The sequence below is a fragment of the Streptomyces sp. NPDC008079 genome (genome assembly GCF_042957385.1).
Lineage (GTDB): Bacteria > Actinomycetota > Actinomycetes > Streptomycetales > Streptomycetaceae > Actinacidiphila.
Genome location: NZ_JBIBIC010000001.1, coordinates 467,503 through 483,495 on the forward strand (window position 1 = coordinate 467,503; position 15,993 = coordinate 483,495).

At 71.2% G+C, this 15,993-nt stretch carries 11 protein-coding genes and 1 tRNA gene; 1 reads left to right on the forward strand and 11 read right to left on the reverse strand.

The window, feature by feature from the left end; genetic code table 11:
• The first annotated feature begins 7 nt into the window (after positions 1–7).
• Complete coding sequence (locus tag ACFZAM_RS01955) at positions 8–1,363, forward strand: protein kinase (protein ID WP_391042002.1); 1,356 nt, start codon at positions 8–10, stop codon at positions 1,361–1,363.
• Between the two features lie 105 nt (positions 1,364–1,468).
• On the opposite strand, the gene ACFZAM_RS01960 is transcribed toward ACFZAM_RS01955, so the two are convergent.
• From ACFZAM_RS01960 to dnaN, 11 genes are all read right to left on the reverse strand, one after another.
• Positions 1,469–2,860, reverse strand: a complete 1,392-nt coding sequence (locus ACFZAM_RS01960; protein ID WP_391042004.1) for a hypothetical protein — start codon at positions 2,858–2,860, stop codon at positions 1,469–1,471.
• Entirely contained in the window at positions 2,857–4,932 is a 2,076-nt protein-coding gene (locus ACFZAM_RS01965) for a VWA domain-containing protein (protein WP_391042005.1), read from the reverse strand. The genes ACFZAM_RS01960 and ACFZAM_RS01965 overlap by 4 nt, the downstream gene beginning before the upstream one ends.
• Positions 4,933–5,161: 229 nt before the next feature.
• Complete coding sequence (locus tag ACFZAM_RS01970) at positions 5,162–5,302, reverse strand: DLW-39 family protein (RefSeq protein ID WP_223187219.1); 141 nt, start codon at positions 5,300–5,302, stop codon at positions 5,162–5,164.
• Positions 5,303–5,480: 178 nt separating this feature from the next.
• Positions 5,481–5,554 (reverse strand) — tRNA-Ile (locus tag ACFZAM_RS01975).
• A gap of 83 nt (positions 5,555–5,637) precedes the next feature.
• Positions 5,638–6,252, reverse strand: coding sequence for a DUF3566 domain-containing protein (locus ACFZAM_RS01980; protein WP_391042007.1), 615 nt, complete (start codon positions 6,250–6,252; stop codon positions 5,638–5,640).
• A 3-nt stretch (positions 6,253–6,255) separates the two neighbouring features.
• Positions 6,256–8,907, reverse strand: a complete 2,652-nt coding sequence (gyrA, locus tag ACFZAM_RS01985) for a DNA gyrase subunit A (protein WP_391042009.1) — start codon at positions 8,905–8,907, stop codon at positions 6,256–6,258.
• A 41-nt stretch (positions 8,908–8,948) separates the two neighbouring features.
• Positions 8,949–10,949: a DNA topoisomerase (ATP-hydrolyzing) subunit B gene (gene gyrB, locus ACFZAM_RS01990; RefSeq protein WP_355336774.1), complete on the reverse strand. Its 2,001-nt coding sequence runs from the start codon at positions 10,947–10,949 to the stop codon at positions 8,949–8,951.
• Between the two features lie 325 nt (positions 10,950–11,274).
• Positions 11,275–11,889, reverse strand: a complete 615-nt coding sequence (locus ACFZAM_RS01995; RefSeq protein WP_391042011.1) for a DciA family protein — start codon at positions 11,887–11,889, stop codon at positions 11,275–11,277.
• The gene (recF, locus tag ACFZAM_RS02000) at positions 11,886–13,016 is read right to left on the reverse strand and encodes a DNA replication/repair protein RecF (RefSeq protein ID WP_391042013.1); all 1,131 of its coding nucleotides are present in this window, start codon (positions 13,014–13,016) and stop codon (positions 11,886–11,888) included. The genes ACFZAM_RS01995 and recF overlap by 4 nt, the downstream gene beginning before the upstream one ends.
• A 52-nt stretch (positions 13,017–13,068) precedes the next feature.
• The gene (gene gnd, locus ACFZAM_RS02005; protein WP_355336773.1) at positions 13,069–14,016 is read right to left on the reverse strand and encodes a phosphogluconate dehydrogenase (NAD(+)-dependent, decarboxylating); all 948 of its coding nucleotides are present in this window, start codon (positions 14,014–14,016) and stop codon (positions 13,069–13,071) included.
• A gap of 63 nt (positions 14,017–14,079) precedes the next feature.
• A complete protein-coding gene (gene dnaN / locus ACFZAM_RS02010) occupies positions 14,080–15,210 on the reverse strand; it encodes a DNA polymerase III subunit beta (RefSeq protein ID WP_355336671.1) in 1,131 nt (376 codons plus the stop codon).
• Positions 15,211–15,993: the final 783 nt, after the last annotated feature.

Sequence of the window (15,993 nt, forward strand, 5' to 3'; positions counted from 1 at the left end):
GCGCACCATGGGTGAGGTCTTCGCGGGCCGGTACGAACTGGTGGACCCGATCGGCCGCGGCGGCGTGGGCGCGGTCTGGCGCTCGTGGGACCGCCGCAGGCGCCGCTACGTGGCCGCCAAGGTCCTCCAGCAGAGCGACGCGCACGCGCTGCTGCGTTTCGTCCGCGAACAGGCGATGCGGATCGACCACCCCCATGTGCTGGCCCCGGCGAGCTGGGCGGCCGACGACGACAAGGTGCTGTTCACCATGGACCTGGTGCACGGCGGCTCGCTGTCGCACCTGATCGGCGACTACGGGCCGCTGCCGCCGCACTATGTGTGCGTGCTGCTCGACCAGTTGCTGTCCGGGCTGACCGCCGTGCACGCCGAGGGCGTCGTCCACCGCGACATCAAGCCCGCGAACATCCTGCTGGAGGCGACCGGCACCGGCACCCCGCACCTGCGCCTGTCGGACTTCGGCATCGCCATGCGCAAGGGCGAGCCGCGGCTGACCGAGACGGACTACGTGGTCGGGACGCCCGGCTACTTCGCGCCGGAGCAGATGCTCGGCGCCGAGCCCGACGTCCCCGCCGACCTCTACGCGGTGGGCCTGGTCGCGCTCTATCTGCTGGGCGGGCAGAAGCCGGACGCGCAGGCGATCTCGGAGCGCTTCCTGACGATGGGCATGCCGCCCGCGCCCGTGGGGGTGCCGGAGCCGCTGTGGCAGGTCATCGGCGCGCTGCTGCAACCCGACCCGCGGGCCAGATTCCGTACGGCCAACGGCGCGCGCAAGGCGCTGGCCGCCGCCGTGGAGCTGATCGGGGAACCGGCCGCGGGCGACGAACCGGTGGAGGTCTTCGACCAGATCGGCCCGCTGCCCGAGGGCTTCGGCCCGGACGGCCCGCTGCCCGCCAAGTCCTCCCAGTCCGCGGAACGCGCGAGGCACGCGGGGCCCGCGGAACCGGAACCCGCCGCGCCCGCCGCCCCGGCCGTCCCGGAACCGGCCCGCGCCCTCACCACCGGCTTCCCCCTCGCCACCCCACAGACGGCCACCCCGCAGACAGTCGGCCCGCAGACAACGGCCCCCGCCCCCGTACAACCGGTCACCCACACCAGGACCCGCGCGGAGCCGTACACCCCCGCCCAGCCGCTCCCCCCGGCCGCGCCCATCGCCCGTACGGCCCCGACGCGCCCGCTGCCCGACCCGGCGGCCACCGTCCCGGCCGCCGTGGACCCCGCGGCCGGTCACAGCGCCGGTACGGTCTCGGCCCGCCTCCCGGTCCGCGCGCCCACGCCGGGCCCTTCGGCCAAGGTGGTCGTGCCGGTCCTCGTCGTCGCCGTCCTGTGCTTCGTCGTCGGCATCCTGGCCCTGCTGGCCTCCTAGAGCCGCCGGCCTCCGCGCGGAAACGGGTAACAGCCGCCCTCCAGGAGAGCGACTGTTACCGGCACCCGTACAAGAGCCCGTACGAGAGCCCGTAGAAGACACCCGCTACCAGGCAGGCGGCGGCCCGTACCCCGGCTGCGGCGGCACCGCGTCCGCCGTCCGCGCCGCCCGTCGCCGCGCGGCGACGAACCACACCACGAGCGTGAGCAGCAGCACCGTCCCGGCGCCCATGGCGCCGAAGGCGAGGAAGCGCAGCCCCGAACTGCCGGACGACCCGGAGGACCCGGTACCCGAGCCGTTCGCCGCCGAGACGTCGTGCGCGCTGACGCCGATGCCGGCCGCGCCCGGATCACCGTCGTACGCGGGCGCGGGCAGCGCCTCGCCCTTGACGTCCACCCGCAGGGTGACCGGCACCGCGCCCGTCACCGCCTTGGCGACATCGGGGTGCACGGTGACCGCGAAGTAGTACCAGCCCGCGTACCGCACCCGCACCACATCGGTGGCGCTGCCCGCCCTGTTGGCGTACGACACCGGCGCCAGCCGCTCGTTCAGCGAGGTCGGCGCGCCGGAGTAGGAGTGGTCGACGGAGTCGATCAGCTCACGGACCGGGCTGTACGCCGTCAGCCGCACGCCCTGGCCGATGTACGTGGCGCTGTCGCCGTTGGCCGGAGCGCTGGAGAAGTCCGAGAAGACGGTGGCCTGCTGGCCCCAGTCGACCGGGACCTTGTAGAAGCGCGTCTCGCCCGGCAGCACCTTGTCCTTCCAGATGCCGGTCTTGACGGCCGCCGCCGTCTCGAAGCTGGGGCCGCCGCGGGCCTGCCGCGGGGTGCCCGCGGTCAGCGGGGTCGGCGACGCGGAGCCGAAGTTCGGCGCGGGCTGCGCCGTCGTCCCGGCCTTCAGCGCGGGTTCGAGGACGAAGCGCAGCTCCAGCGGCCACGCGCCGGGGTCGGACGTCCCCGCGCTCGTCCGGTGCACCGACAGCGTGTACTGGTTGGCCTCCTGGCAGGACGTGCCGACGCCCGCCAGCCGCGCGACCGCCGAGCCGATCGGCCGGGTCGCGTCGTCGTCACGGAAGTTGGCGTCCCGGCTGTCGCAGGTGGTGCCGTCCGCGCTCTGGAGTTCAAGCTCCAGCCCGTCGTTGTACGCCACCCGCGAGCCGGTCGGCGGCAGCGCGAAGGCCGAGGCGTACGCCGAGGACGTGGCGTCGAGCGTGATCCCGTACATCCGGGTCTCGTTCGGCTTGATCATGTCCCGGTACGTGGTCGCGGCCTTCAACGGCGGCGCGTCCGCCGTGGTCTGCGCCCCCGAGACGGCGGTGCCCTCCGGCTTCCAGGTGGCCGGGGCCTCGGTCGGGACCCCCGTGGAACCGGCCGAGGCCGACCCCGACGCGGAGGACGGGGGCGCGGACGGTGACGCCGTGTCGGCCGCCGCCTGCCCCTGGAGCGCGGCGAGCGCGAGCACGCCCGCCGCCGCGGTGAACGTCAGTTGGCGCTTCATGCCCCACCCCTGTAGTCGTCGCCGGACTGAGTGCCCGTCTGAGTGCCGGTCCGAGTGCCCGTCTGGGTGCCCGTCTGGGTGCCCGTCTGAGTACCGACCAGCGTGTCCGCCTGCGCACGGAACCGCTGACGGGCCCCGGCGCGGCGGATCAGCGCCGCCACCCCGACCCCGGCCAGCGCCACGGCGCCGCCCGTCCCCGCCGCGAGCAGATCCTTGCCCGTGACCGAGCCGATGCCGGACCCCGCGGCGGAGCCCGTACCGTCACCGTCACCCGCGGCCCGGCCCTTCGTACCGCCGTCGGCGCCGCTCGCGCCGTTCCGGTCGCCGCCCTGCCGGGCCAGCTTCGGCGCCTGGTACTCGGGGCCCGCCAGCTCGTCACCGGTGACCGCGACCCGCAGGATGACGCCGACAGCGGCGTTCTTGGCCAACTGCGCCGCGTTCGGGCCGAGTCCGACCGCGATCCAGTAGTCGCCCGCGCTGTGCACGGTGTCGGCCGGGTCGCCGACCGTCCAGCGGTTGGTCCAGGTCACCGGGACCGTACCGAGGCCGACCGACAGCGGCTTGCCGAAGTACGAGCGCTCGCCGCGGGCGTCGGAGGCGCTCTCGATCGGGAGCCTGCCGGGCGCGAAGGCCGAGGTGGTGACGAAGGTGGACGCGTGGGACGAGGAGTCGTCCAGGACCGGCTCGTTGGCGAATTCCGCCGCGTAGGTGAGCTGCTGGCCCCAGCCGAGGTGGACCTTGTAGTAGCGGGTCTGGCCGGGCAGCAGGTGGTCCCGCCAGACGCCGGTGCCGACCCGTGCGGCGTCGTTGAAGCCGGTGCCGCCGACGAGGTCCTTGGGCGTGCCGGTGACGGGCGCGGGCGCGGTCCCGTAGTCGGTCCGCGCGGCGGCCGGTGTGGTGCCCGCGGGCAGCGGCGCCTCGGCGTCCAGCCGCAGTTCGACCGGCCAGCGGCTCCGGTCGGAGGCGGGCGCGCTCGTCCGGTGCACCGACAGCAGGTAGCGGCCCGCCTTGTCGCAGTCGTCCTTGTGGTCGGCGGACGGCACCCGGCTGACCGCGCCGGTCAGCGTCATCGCGCCCTCGTTCTGCCCGAAGTGCGCGGACTGCGTGTCGCAGGAGTAGGCGTACTTGCCCGTCCCCGTGAGCTTCAGCTCCAGGCCGTCGCCGTAGGTGACCGGCACGCCCGGCTGCGGGGCCGCGGTGACCGACGCGTCGGCGGTCGAGACGCCGTCCAGCGTGGCGGCGTACCAGCGCGTCTCGCCGGGGCCGATGGTGTCGAGGTACTGGCCGGTGCTGATCGAGGCGGCGTGCTCCGCCGAGTCGCCGCCGGTGATCCGGGTGCCCTCGAAGCGGTACGCGTCCGCGCTCAGTTGGGAGGCGCGCACGAGCTGGCGGGCGAGCGAGGCGGCGTCCGGCGCGTCGTAGTACGAGCCGTGCCCGGCGCGGGCGACGCACTCCAGCTCGTCGCGGGCCGCGCCCTTGACCTGGAAGCCGACCGTGTTGATCCGCAGGTCGATGCCGTCCTTGCCGTCGCCCGCGAGCCGCGCGGCCACGTCGCACGGCTTGGGCGCCCCGCAGTTGGACTCGCCGTCCGAGATCAGCAGGATCGTGCGCCGCCCGTCGGCGGGCAGGTCGTCGGCCGCCTTGGTGAGCGCGAGCGCCGTCGGGGTGTCCCCCTTGGGCTGTACGGCGTCCACCGCGCGCTTGACGGCGTCCCGGTCGAGCGGGGTGACCGGCTTGGCGAGCGAGGTGTCCTCGCAGCCGTGCGGCTTGCCCGCGCCGTAGACCCGCAGTCCGGTCGGGTAGCCGTCCGGCAGCGAATCCACGACGGAGCCGACGGCCTTGCGGGCCGAGGCGATCCGGGTGCTGCCCGAGCCGTCGGGGCCCGCCATCGAGCCGGAGGAGTCCAGCACCATGATCAGGCTGCCGTCCTGGCCGGCGGCCGGGGCGGCGGGTGCGGCCGGGGCCGCGGCGGCGGTTCCCGCGCCGGTCAGCACGGCCGCGCAGGCCAGGAGCAGCGCCCCGAGCAGCGCGGCGGTGGCGGCTGCCCGCCCCGGTGGTGGTCGTCGTTCCATGCCGTCACATCCCCCTCGCTCCACTTCATTTGCAAGAGCAAACCTAAGGATTTGCTCAGGCAAACTCAAGCGGTTCCTGTCACGGTCCCGCAACAGCCGAGCCGGGCTCGCCCACACGCCCCGGCAGCGGCCAAGTCCCCTGACCCGCCCCCACGGCCCCCGGAAACAGCGAAGCCCCGGCGGCACTCACCCATGAGTGCGGCCGGGGCCCGAAGACAGTACGTACGGTTCACACGGTCGTGCTGGATCCCGCCGGAACCGTGTCGGTGGCTTCGGTCCACAGGTCCTGCTCGGCGCGGTCCGCCTGAATCTGTCGGTATACGAACAGTCCGGCGACGGCGGCCAGGGCGACCAGGAGAAACTTCTTCATCGCGTGACCTCCTCCTTGATTCCGTGGGGAGAGCTTCTGACGCGCCCGACTATACACAGCGGCCGATACCGAACGGTGACCTGTGCGGCCTTTCGTTCTACCCTCAACAGCGCGGCCTCACACCCCCCGTACACACCGAAGGCCCCCAACCGACTTGCGGTTGGGGGCCTTCACGCGGTGGGGCTACCAGGACTTGAACCTGGGGCCTCTTCCTTATCAGGGAAGCGCTCTAACCGTCTGAGCTATAGCCCCGCGCTGCACCGAAAGATTAGCGCACCCTGGGCCATGTCCCAAAATCGGTATCCGCCGCCCCGACCTGCCGCCCTGACGGACGGCTACTCGTCCTCCGCCAGCGTCAGCTCGACACCGCCGACGAAGCCCGCCGAGAGGTTGTAGACGAAGGCGCCGAGCGTGGCCAGCGCGGTGGCCAGGATGACGTCGATCACGGCGATCACACAGGTGATGACCATCACCCGGGAGAGCGACAGGAACGACACCAGGTCGAAGCCGCCGCTGCCGCCCTGCTCGGACGTGGTGGCCTCGCTGATGGTGTCGCCGACGGTGCTGAAGACGCCGATCGCGTCCAGCACCATCCACAGCACCGCCACGGCGATGATCGTGCAGATGCCCAGTGCGATGGAGAGCAGGAAACTCACCTTCATCACCGACCAGGGATCGGCCTTGGCGATCCGCAGCCGCGCCTTGCGGGTGCGCGGCACCGACCGGGCCGCGGGACGCGGCCTGCGCACCCCCGCGGCGGCGGGCGAACCCGGCGTCGGCGGAGGTGTGGCGGGTGCCGGCGGCGCGTACGCCTGCGCCGGCTGGTGCGGCGGCGGCTGACGCGTGTCAGTCACGGTGTATCCCCCCTCTTGCGGGCCGTTGAGGTTGGCCGAGCCATGGGCACCCCCGGTCCTGCCCGCCCCACCTGCGGCGCCCGTGGCTCCACTCACGGCTTACTCCTCCGCTTCACCGGTCTCGGGCTCCAGGCCCGCGACCGCTCCGTCGTCCTCACCGGCTTCGGCCACGATGGCCGACTCCGGGTCGTCGTCCGCTTCGGCGTTCCGCGCGATGCCGACGACGGCGTCCCGCTTACCGAGGTTGATCAGTTGGACGCCCATGGTGTCACGGCCCGTCTCCCTGACCCCGTTGACCCGCGTACGGATCACCCCACCGCTGAGCGTGATGGCCAGGATCTCATCGGTCTCCTCGACAACCAAAGCGCCGACCAGAGAACCGCGGTCCTCCACGATCTTCGCCGCCTTGATACCGAGTCCGCCGCGCCCCTGGACCCGGTACTCGTCCACCGATGTGCGCTTCGCGTACCCGCCGTCCGTGGCGGTGAACACGAACGTACCGGGCCGGACGACATTCATCGAGAGGAGTTCGTCACCTGGACGGAAACTCATGCCCTTCACGCCTGAGGTGGCGCGGCCCATCGGGCGCAGCGCGTCGTCGGTGGCGGTGAAGCGGATGCACTGCGCCTTACGGCTGACGAGCAGCAGATCGTCCTCCGCGGAGACCAGCTCGGCGCCGATCAGCTCGTCGGAGGTGCCGAGCACCGCGCCCTCGCCGTCCGCGTCGCCGTCCACCGCGCCGGACTCGCGCAGATTGATCGCGATGACACCGCCCGCGCGCGGCGAGTCGTAGTCCTTCAGCGCGGTCTTCTTCACCAGTCCGGCCTTGGTGGCCAGCACCAGGTACGGCGCCGCGTTGTAGTCCTTGATCGCCAGGATCTGGGCGATCCGCTCGTCCGGCTGGAAGGCCAGCAGATTCGCCACGTGCTGGCCGCGCGCGTCCCGCCCGGCGTCCGGCAGCTCGTACGCCTTGGCCCGGTAGACCCGGCCCTTGTTGGTGAAGAACAGCAGCCACTGGTGGGTGGTGGTCACGAAGAAGTGGTCGACGATGTCGTCCTGCTTCAGCTTCGCGCCGCGTACGCCCTTGCCGCCGCGCTTCTGCGACCGGTAGTCCTCGGTCTTGGTGCGCTTGACGTAGCCGCCACGGGTGATCGTGACGACGATGTCCTCCTCGGCGATCAGGTCCTCCATGGACATGTCGCCGTCGAAGGGCACCAGCTTGCTGCGCCGGTCGTCGCCGAACTTGTCGACGATGGCCTGGAGCTCCTCGCTGATGATCTGCCGCTGCTTCTCCGGCGAGGCGAGGATCGCGTTGTACTCGTTGATCTTCTGCTGCAACTCGTCGTGCTCGGCGATGATCTTCTGCCGCTCCAGGGCGGCCAGCCGGCGGAGCTGCATCTCCAGGATCGCGTTGGCCTGGATCTCGTCGATCTGGAGCAGGCCCATCAGGCCCTCGCGCGCGACCTCGACGGTGTCGCTGCGCCGGATCAGCGCGATGACCTCGTCGATCGCGTCCAGCGCCTTGAGCAGACCGCGCAGGATGTGGGCGCGCTCCTCTGCCTTGCGCAGCCGGAAGCGGGTCCGCCGCACGATGACCTCGACCTGGTGGTTCACCCAGTTGCGGATGAACGCGTCCAGCGACAGGGTGCGCGGCACGCCGTCGACCAGCGCCAGCATGTTGGCGCCGAAGTTGGACTGCAGGTCGGTGTGCTTGTACAGGTTGTTCAGCACGACCTTGGCGACCGCGTCCCGCTTGAGGACGATGACCAGCCGCTGGCCGGTGCGCGACGAGGTCTCGTCACGGACGTCGGCGATGCCGCCGATCTTGCCGTCCTTCACCAGGTCGGCGATCTTCTGCGCCAGATTGTCCGGGTTGGTCTGGTACGGCAGCTCGGTGACGACCAGGCACTGCCGGTTCTGGATCTCCTCGACCTCGACGATCGCGCGCATCGTGATCGAGCCGCGGCCCGTACGGTAGGCGTCCTCGATGCCCTTGCGGCCGACGACCAGGGCGCCGGTCGGGAAGTCCGGGCCCTTGATCCGCTCCATGAGGGCGTCGAGCAGCTCCTCGGGCGTGGCGTCCGGGTTGGCCAGGCACCACTGGGCGCCGTCGGCGACCTCGCGCAGATTGTGCGGCGGGATGTTCGTCGCCATGCCGACCGCGATGCCCGCGGAACCGTTGATCAGCAGGTTCGGGAAGCGCGCCGGGAGGACCGTCGGCTCCTGGTTGCGGCCGTCGTAGTTGTCCTGGAGGTCGACGGTCTCCTCGTCGATGTCCCGGACCATCTCCATGGACAGCGGCATCATCTTGCACTCGGTGTACCGCATCGCGGCGGCCGGGTCGTTGCCCGGGGAACCGAAGTTGCCGTTGGAGTCCACCAGCGGCATCCGCATCGACCACGGCTGCGCGAGACGGACCAGCGCGTCGTAGATCGAGGAGTCACCGTGCGGGTGGTAGGTGCCCATCACGTCGCCGACGACGCGCGCGCACTTGTAGAAGCCCTTCTCGGGCCGGTAGCCGCCGTCGTACATCGCGTACAGCACGCGGCGGTGCACCGGCTTGAGGCCGTCCCGCACGTCCGGCAGCGCGCGCGAGACGATGACGGACATCGCGTAGTCGAGATAGCTGCGCTGCATCTCGGTCTCGAGCCCGACGGGCTCGATGCGCAGGCCACCCGACTCGTTGCGCTCGTCCATCTCGGACGGGGGTACGTCGGGCACGGGGGGAACGTTGGAGGTGTCGTCGGCCATCGCTGTCGATTAGTCCTTTCACACGGCCAGTGGGGGCCGACTCAGATGTCCAGGAACCGGACGTCCTTGGCGTTGCGCTGGATGAAGGAGCGGCGGGCTTCCACGTCCTCGCCCATCAGCACCGAGAACAGGTCGTCGGCCTGGGCCGCGTCGTCGAGCGTGACCTTGCCGAGCACCCGGTGGTCGATGTCCATCGTGGTGACCCGCAGCTCCTCGGCGTTCATCTCGCCCAGACCCTTGAAGCGCTGGATCGAGTCCTCGCGGATGCGCTTGCCGGCCTGCTTGCCGATCTCCACCAGCGCGTCCCGCTCACGGTCGGAGTACGCGTACTCGAAGTCGTCCCGGCCCCACTTGATCTTGTACAGCGGCGGGCGGGAGAGGTAGACGTGCCCGGCCTCGACCAGCGGCCGCATGAAGCGGAACAGGAAGGTCAGCAGCAGGGTGTTGATGTGCTGGCCGTCGACGTCGGCGTCCGCCATCAGGATGATCTTGTGATAGCGGAGCTTGGAGATGTCGAAGTCCTCGTGCACACCGGTGCCGAAGGCCGAGATCAGGGCCTGGATCTCGGTGTTCTGGAGGATCTTGTCGATCCTCGCCTTCTCCACGTTGAGGATCTTGCCGCGGATCGGGAGGATCGCCTGGTACTGCGGGTTGCGGCCGGACTTCGCGGAGCCGCCGGCCGAGTCGCCCTCGACGATGAAGATCTCGCACTTCGTCGGGTCGTTGGACTGGCAGTCGCTCAGCTTGCCGGGCAGCGACGCGGACTCCAGCAGCCCCTTGCGGCGGGTCAGGTCCCGCGCCTTGCGGGCCGCGACCCGGGCGGTGGCCGCCTGGATCGACTTGCGGATGATGTCCGCGGCCTCGTTGGGGTTGCGGTCCAGCCAGTCGGTCAGGTGCTCGTGCACGACCTTCTGGACGAACGTCTTCGCCTCGGTGTTGCCCAGCTTCGTCTTCGTCTGGCCCTCGAACTGCGGCTCGCCGAGCTTGACGGAGATGATCGCGGTCAGACCCTCGCGGATGTCCTCGCCCGCCAGGTTGTCGTCCTTCTCCCGGAGGAACTTCTTCTCGCGCGCGTAGCGGTTGACCAGGCCGGTCATCGCCGCGCGGAAGCCCTCCTCGTGCGTGCCGCCCTCGTGCGTGTGGATCGTGTTCGCGAAGCTGTACACACCCTCGCTGTACTGGGTGTTCCACTGCATGGCGACCTCGACCGACAGCAGCCGCTCCTTGTCCTCCGCCTCGATGTCGATGACGGTGGGGTGGATCAGCTCGCCCTTGCGCGAGTTCAGGTACTTCACGTAGTCCACGAGGCCGCCCTCGTAGTGGTACGTGACGGTGAGCGGCTTGCCCTCCTCGTCCACGTGGTCGGCGCGCTCGTCGGTCAGCGAGATCCGCAGGCCCTTGTTGAGGAACGCCATCTCCTGGAAGCGCCGCGACAGCGTCTCGAAGGAGTAGTCGGTGGTCTCGAAGATGTCCGCGTCTGCCCAGAAGGTGACCGTGGTGCCGGTCTCGTCGACCGCCTCGTTCTTCAGCAGCGGCGCCGTCGGCACACCCAGCTTGTAGTCCTGCGTCCAGCGGTGGCCCTCGGTGCGCACCTCGACCGCGACCCGGGAGGACAGCGCGTTGACCACGGAGACGCCGACGCCGTGCAGACCGCCGGAGACCGCGTAACCGCCGCCGCCGAACTTGCCGCCCGCGTGCAGCACCGTCAGCACGACCTCGACGGCCGGCTTGCCCTCGGAGGGGACGATGCCCACCGGGATGCCGCGGCCGTTGTCCACGACGCGCACGCCGCCGTCTTCGAGGATGGTGACGTCGATGGTGTCCGCGTGACCGGCCATCGCCTCGTCGACCGAGTTGTCGACGACCTCCTGGACGAGGTGGTGCAGGCCCCGCTCACCGGTCGAACCGATGTACATACCGGGGCGCTTGCGCACCGCTTCGAGACCCTCGAGCACGGTGATCGCGCTGGCGTCGTAGGACTTGCTGGAATTCTCGTTGGGGTTGCCGGAATCGGCCACGAAGCGCCCTTTCTGGCACAGCACGAGCCGTCTCCCGCGGGGCGGGATCGGCTGCGTCTTCGACATGTTCCGCTGGTGTCCCCCTGTCTGCTGCCAGGGGAGGGCGGTCTGCCTATCAGTCTACCGGTAGCGCCGACATGAATGGGGCTTTGGCGGTACCTGAGTTCCCATGTGCCGTCCCGAACCGCCGCCGCCCGACTCCCTACACGCGGCCCTGGTGCCAAAACCGCTCACACGGGCGTCCAGGGCTTCCGGCTGTCAACCCCCGGCTACGCTGAGCAGGGTCGGCGCGAAGTCGCTACGGGCGCCGTACGAACGCGCTCCCCGCCGTACGCGCGGCGGCGCGTTCTCAGCCGTACGTGTCGCCGGGGCCGACGCTGCCGGGGGCGCGCAGCCGTCCGTACGAGCGGGCCGGGCCCGCGGGGCCGAGCACCTTGATCAGCTTCACCGTGCCGTGGCCGAGATCCGCGTTGAGCCGGGCCACCAGGGTCGGCGCCAGCAGCCGGAGCTGGGTCGCCCAGGCGGTCGAGTCGCACTGGACGGTCAGGACCGAGTCCTCCTCGTCGTACCGCGCGGGCGCGCAGTGCAGCGCCACCTCGGGGCCGACGAGCTGCGGCCAGCGGCCCATCACCCCGCCCACCGCGGCCGGGGCCTCCCAGCCGCGCTCGGTGATCAGCCGGTTGATCGCGGCGCCCAGCGGCAGCGGGTCGCGGCCGTCGGCGCGCGCGCCGCTGCGCAGCCCGCCGCGCCTGGCCTGCTTCTTCTGCACGGCCGCCGCGCCACGGGCCCTGGCCTGCTCCTTCGCGGCGCGCAGCGCGACCCGCGCGAGGTCGACGCCGGTCTGCTCGGGGAGCGTGCCGGACGGTGTACCCGCGGGCGCTGCCGGAGCGGTGTCGGCCGCGCCGTCCGCCGGGAGTGCCGTGCCGCCCGCGCCCCTGGCCCGCTTCGCGCCGCGCTCGCTCATACCCGCTCCACCGTCCCGTGCTCCACCGCGAACCGGGCCCCCACCAGGACACCCGGCACATCGTCGTCCACCGCCGCCGTCACCAGCACCTGCTCGCCGGGCGCGACCAGCTCCGCCAGCCGCTCGCGCCGCTTGGTGTCCAGCTCCGCGAAGACGTCGTCCAGCACCAGCACCGGCTCGCCGCCGTCGGAGCACAGCAGTTCGTACGACGCCAGGCGCAGCGCGAGCGCGTACGACCAGGACTCGCCGTGGCTGGCGTAGCCCTTGGCGGGCATCGGGCCGAGCTTGAGCAGCAGGTCGTCGCGGTGCGGCCCGACCAGCGTCACCCCGCGCTCGATCTCCTGCCTGCGCGCCTCGCCCAGCGCCTCCAGCAGCCGCCCGTACAGGTCCTCGCGGCCCTCGGCCCCGGCCATCCTCTCGCCCATCGAGCCCCGGTACTCGAAGCCGACCGGGCCGCCGCCGGGGGCGAGCTGTTCGTACGCCTTGTCGGCCAGCGGCTGGAGCGCGGCCACCAGGTCCAGGCGCTGCGCGAGCAGTTCCGCGCCGACCCGCGCCAGATGCTGGTCCCACACGTCGAGGGTGGACAGATCGCCGCCCTTGCCGCCGTGCCTGCGGGCCATCGCGGCGGACTTCAGCAGGGTGTTGCGCTGCTTGAGCACCCGGTCGTAGTCGCTGCGGACCCCGGCCAGGCGCGGGGTGCGGGCGGTGATCAGCTCGTCGAGGAAGCGGCGGCGCTCGGTCGGGTCGCCCTTGACCAGCGCCAGGTCCTCCGGCGCGAAGAGCACGCTGCGGACGATGCCCAGCAGGTCGCGCGGGCGGCCGGGCGCCGAGCGGTTGATCCGGGCGCGGTTGGCCCGCCCCGGATTGATCTCCAGCTCCACGAGCTGCTGCCGGTCGCCCTGCACGACCTGGGCCCGGACGACCGCGCGCTCGGCGCCCATCCGGACCAGCGGCGCGTCGGTGGAGACCCGGTGGCTGGACAGCGCCGCCAGATAGCCGACGGCCTCGACCAGATTGGTCTTGCCCTGCCCGTTGGGCCCCACGAAAGCGGTGACGCCCGGGTCGAGGGGGACCTCGGCCCGGGCGTAGGAACGGAAGTCGGCGAGCGAAAGGTGCGCTACGTGCATCGCGTGCTGTGGCGCGGGACCGCGCCGACCTCCCTGCTGTCTGGCTTTCGTACTACTCGGCGGCGGTGACCGCGTGCCCGCCGAATTCGTTGCGGAGCGCGGCGATCATCTTCATCTGCGGCGAGTCGTCCTGGCGGGACGAGAACCGGGCGAACAGCGACGCGGTGATGGCGGGCAGCGGCACGGCGTTGTCGATGGCGGCCTCGACCGTCCACCGGCCCTCGCCGGAGTCGTCCGCGTGGCCGCGCAGGGCGCCCAGGTGCTCGTCCTTGTCGAGCGCGTCCACGGCCAGGTCGAGCAGCCAGGAGCGGATGACCGTACCGGACTTCCAGGAGCGGAAGACCTCGCGGACGTCGGTGACCGAGTCCACCGCCTCCAGCAGCTCCCAGCCTTCGGCGTAGGCCTGCATCATCGCGTACTCGATGCCGTTGTGGACCATCTTGGCGAAGTGGCCCGCGCCGACCTTGCCCGCGTGCACGGCACCGGCGTCGCCCTCGGGCTTGAGCGCGTCGAAGATGGGCTGCGCCTTGGCGACGTCCTCGTCCTTGCCGCCGTACATCAGCGCGTAGCCGTTGGCCAGGCCCCAGACACCGCCGGAGACGCCGCAGTCGACGAAGCCGATGCCCTTGGCCGCCAGCTCGTCGGCGTGCCGCTCGTCGTCCGTCCAGCGGGAGTTGCCGCCGTCCACGACGAGGTCGCCGGGGGAGAGCAGTTCGCCCAGCTCGTCGATGGTCGACTGGGTGGCCGCGCCCGCGGGGACCATGACCCACACCACGCGCGGTCCCTTGAGGGAGTCCACAAGCTCCTGGAGGCTGTGGACGTCGGCGAGATCCGGGTTCCGGTCGTACCCGATGACGGTGTGCCCGCCGCGGCGGATGCGCTCGCGCATGTTGCCGCCCATCTTGCCGAGACCGATGAGACCGAGCTCCATCGCAGATCCTTCGTTCGAAGCGTGTCTGACCTGAGCCGAGCCTACGACGGCCCGCTGTGACCGGCTCAGCCGGACGGTGTGTCCGGCGGGCGGGGGCGGCCCCGGCGGCCGTCAGCCGGCCGCCGACAGCCGTCAGCCGGACAGCCGGACCGGCATGATCAGGTACTTGTACGCGTCGTCCGCCTCGGCGTCGAGCGCGGGACGGCCGCTGAGCAGCGCGGGCTTGGTCGAGGTCGTGAAGGAGAGCTGGGCGACGGCGGAGTCGATCGCGCTGAGGCCGTCGAGCAGGAAGGTCGGGTTGAAGGCGATCGAGATGTCGTCGCCCTCCAGCTTGGCGTCGACGCGCTCCACAGCCTGTGCGTCGTCGCTGGAACCGGCCTCCAGGGTGAGCACGCCCTGCTCGAAGCTGAGCCGCACCGGGGTGTTGCGCTCGGCGACCAGGGCCACGCGCTTGACGGCCTCGACGAACGGCGCGGTCTCGATCACCGCGACCGAGGCGAACTCGGTCGGGAAGAGCGTGCGGTACTTCGGCAGGTCGCCTTCGAGCAGCCGGGTCGTCGTACGGCGGCCGGCGCCCTCGAAGCCGATCAGGCCCTCACCGGCGCCGGATCCGGCGAGCGCGATGGAGACGGTGTCTCCGCTGGTGAGCGACTTGGCGGTGTCCAGCAGCGTCTTGGCGGGCACCAGGGCGACGGCGGAGATGTCGGCCTGCTCGGGCTTCCACAGGAACTCGCGGACCGCGAAGCGGTAGCGGTCGGTGGCGGCGAGCGTGACGGTGTCGCCCTCGATCTCGATCCGCACACCGGTGAGCACCGGGAGCGTGTCGTCGCGGCCCGCGGCGATGGCGACCTGGGAGGCGGCGGCGGCGAAGATCTCGCCGGGCACCGTCCCCGAGGCGTCGGGCATCGCGGGCAGCGCCGGGTACTCCTCCACAGGCAGGGTGTGGAGTGTGAACCGCGAGCTGCCGCAGACCACGGTCACGCGGATTCCGTCGGTGGAGATCTCCACCGGGCGGTTGGGCAGGGCCCGCGAGATGTCGGCGAGCAGCCGCCCCGAGACCAGGACCGTGCCCTCCTCCTCGACCTCGGCCTCCACCGACACCCGTGCCGAGACCTCGTAGTCGAAGCCGGAGAGGCTGAGCTTGCCCTCCTCCGCCTTCAGCAGGAGCCCGGCGAGGACGGGCACCGGGGGACGGGCCGGGAGGCTACGGGCTGCCCAAGCCACTGCCTCGGCGAGTACGTCGCGCTCCACCCGGATCTTCACCGGAACCGCCTCCTGCTTGTTGCTGGCTGTCGGGGAACAGTCTGACGCACAGCACCGACAGTCGGTGCGGGTTGGCGTCAAGCCGCGACACGAGCCGCAGGGCGGGTCCGGGCCGAGTTGTGCACACCCCCCGCTTCGAAGCAGGTTCCCATCTATCTCTACGTAGTCGTAGTAATAGGGGTTGTGGATACCGTGGATAAGTGGTTCCGGTGCAGGTCAGACCCTGTTTTTTATCCACCGGGCCTGTGGGTGGGGCATGGGGACAACCAGGGGGTCCTGTGGACGGCCGGAAGTTGTGCACACCCGATTCACAGGTGACCCCGGGTTCTCCCCAGCGCTGTCCCCAGAAATACCCAGGTTCTCCCCAGGCCAACCCACCACCTTGGTGTGACGCCTTTCACTCTTCCGTGGGACCAGGCGCGTTTCGTTGCCGAACAGTGGACAGAGATGTGGAGAAACGATCCCATGCTGTGCACAACGAGCCCCAACCTGTGGGCGAGCGGTGGACAACGCGAAGTGACCCCCAAGAGGTGTCCTTTCTGTCCACAGTCTGTGGATTCGAGTTGCCCACATATCCACACCCGGCTGAGCTGGGCGTACCGCCGTTGCGGCGCCCGGCCTGTGGAGACTTTCTGGACAACTCCGGTGTCCCCAGGGTGTGGACGGTCCATTTGCCACAGTCCTGTGGAGAACTGCCCCTCGGCGCACGGGAATCGAACAGGGCGCGGCGCGGCGGACAACGCGAAGCGCCCCGGGAGAGGTCTCCCGGGGCGCTCGGAGGGG

What these genes read in the sequence shown, in the direction of transcription:
- ACFZAM_RS01970 (WP_223187219.1), bottom strand. Translation starts at nt 5,302, where the DNA reads ATGAAGAAGTTTCTCCTGGTCGCCCTGGCCGCCGTCGCCGGACTGTTC.
- ACFZAM_RS01965 (WP_391042005.1), bottom strand. Translation starts at nt 4,932, where the DNA reads ATGGAACGACGACCACCACCGGGGCGGGCAGCCGCCACCGCCGCGCTG.
- ACFZAM_RS01960 (WP_391042004.1), bottom strand. Translation starts at nt 2,860, where the DNA reads ATGAAGCGCCAACTGACGTTCACCGCGGCGGCGGGCGTGCTCGCGCTC.
- ACFZAM_RS01955 (WP_391042002.1), top strand. Translation starts at nt 8, where the DNA reads ATGGGTGAGGTCTTCGCGGGCCGGTACGAACTGGTGGACCCGATCGGC.
- gyrA (WP_391042009.1), bottom strand. Translation starts at nt 8,907, where the DNA reads ATGGCCGACGACACCTCCAACGTTCCCCCCGTGCCCGACGTACCCCCG.
- recF (WP_391042013.1), bottom strand. Translation starts at nt 13,016, where the DNA reads ATGCACGTAGCGCACCTTTCGCTCGCCGACTTCCGTTCCTACGCCCGG.
- ACFZAM_RS01995 (WP_391042011.1), bottom strand. Translation starts at nt 11,889, where the DNA reads ATGAGCGAGCGCGGCGCGAAGCGGGCCAGGGGCGCGGGCGGCACGGCA.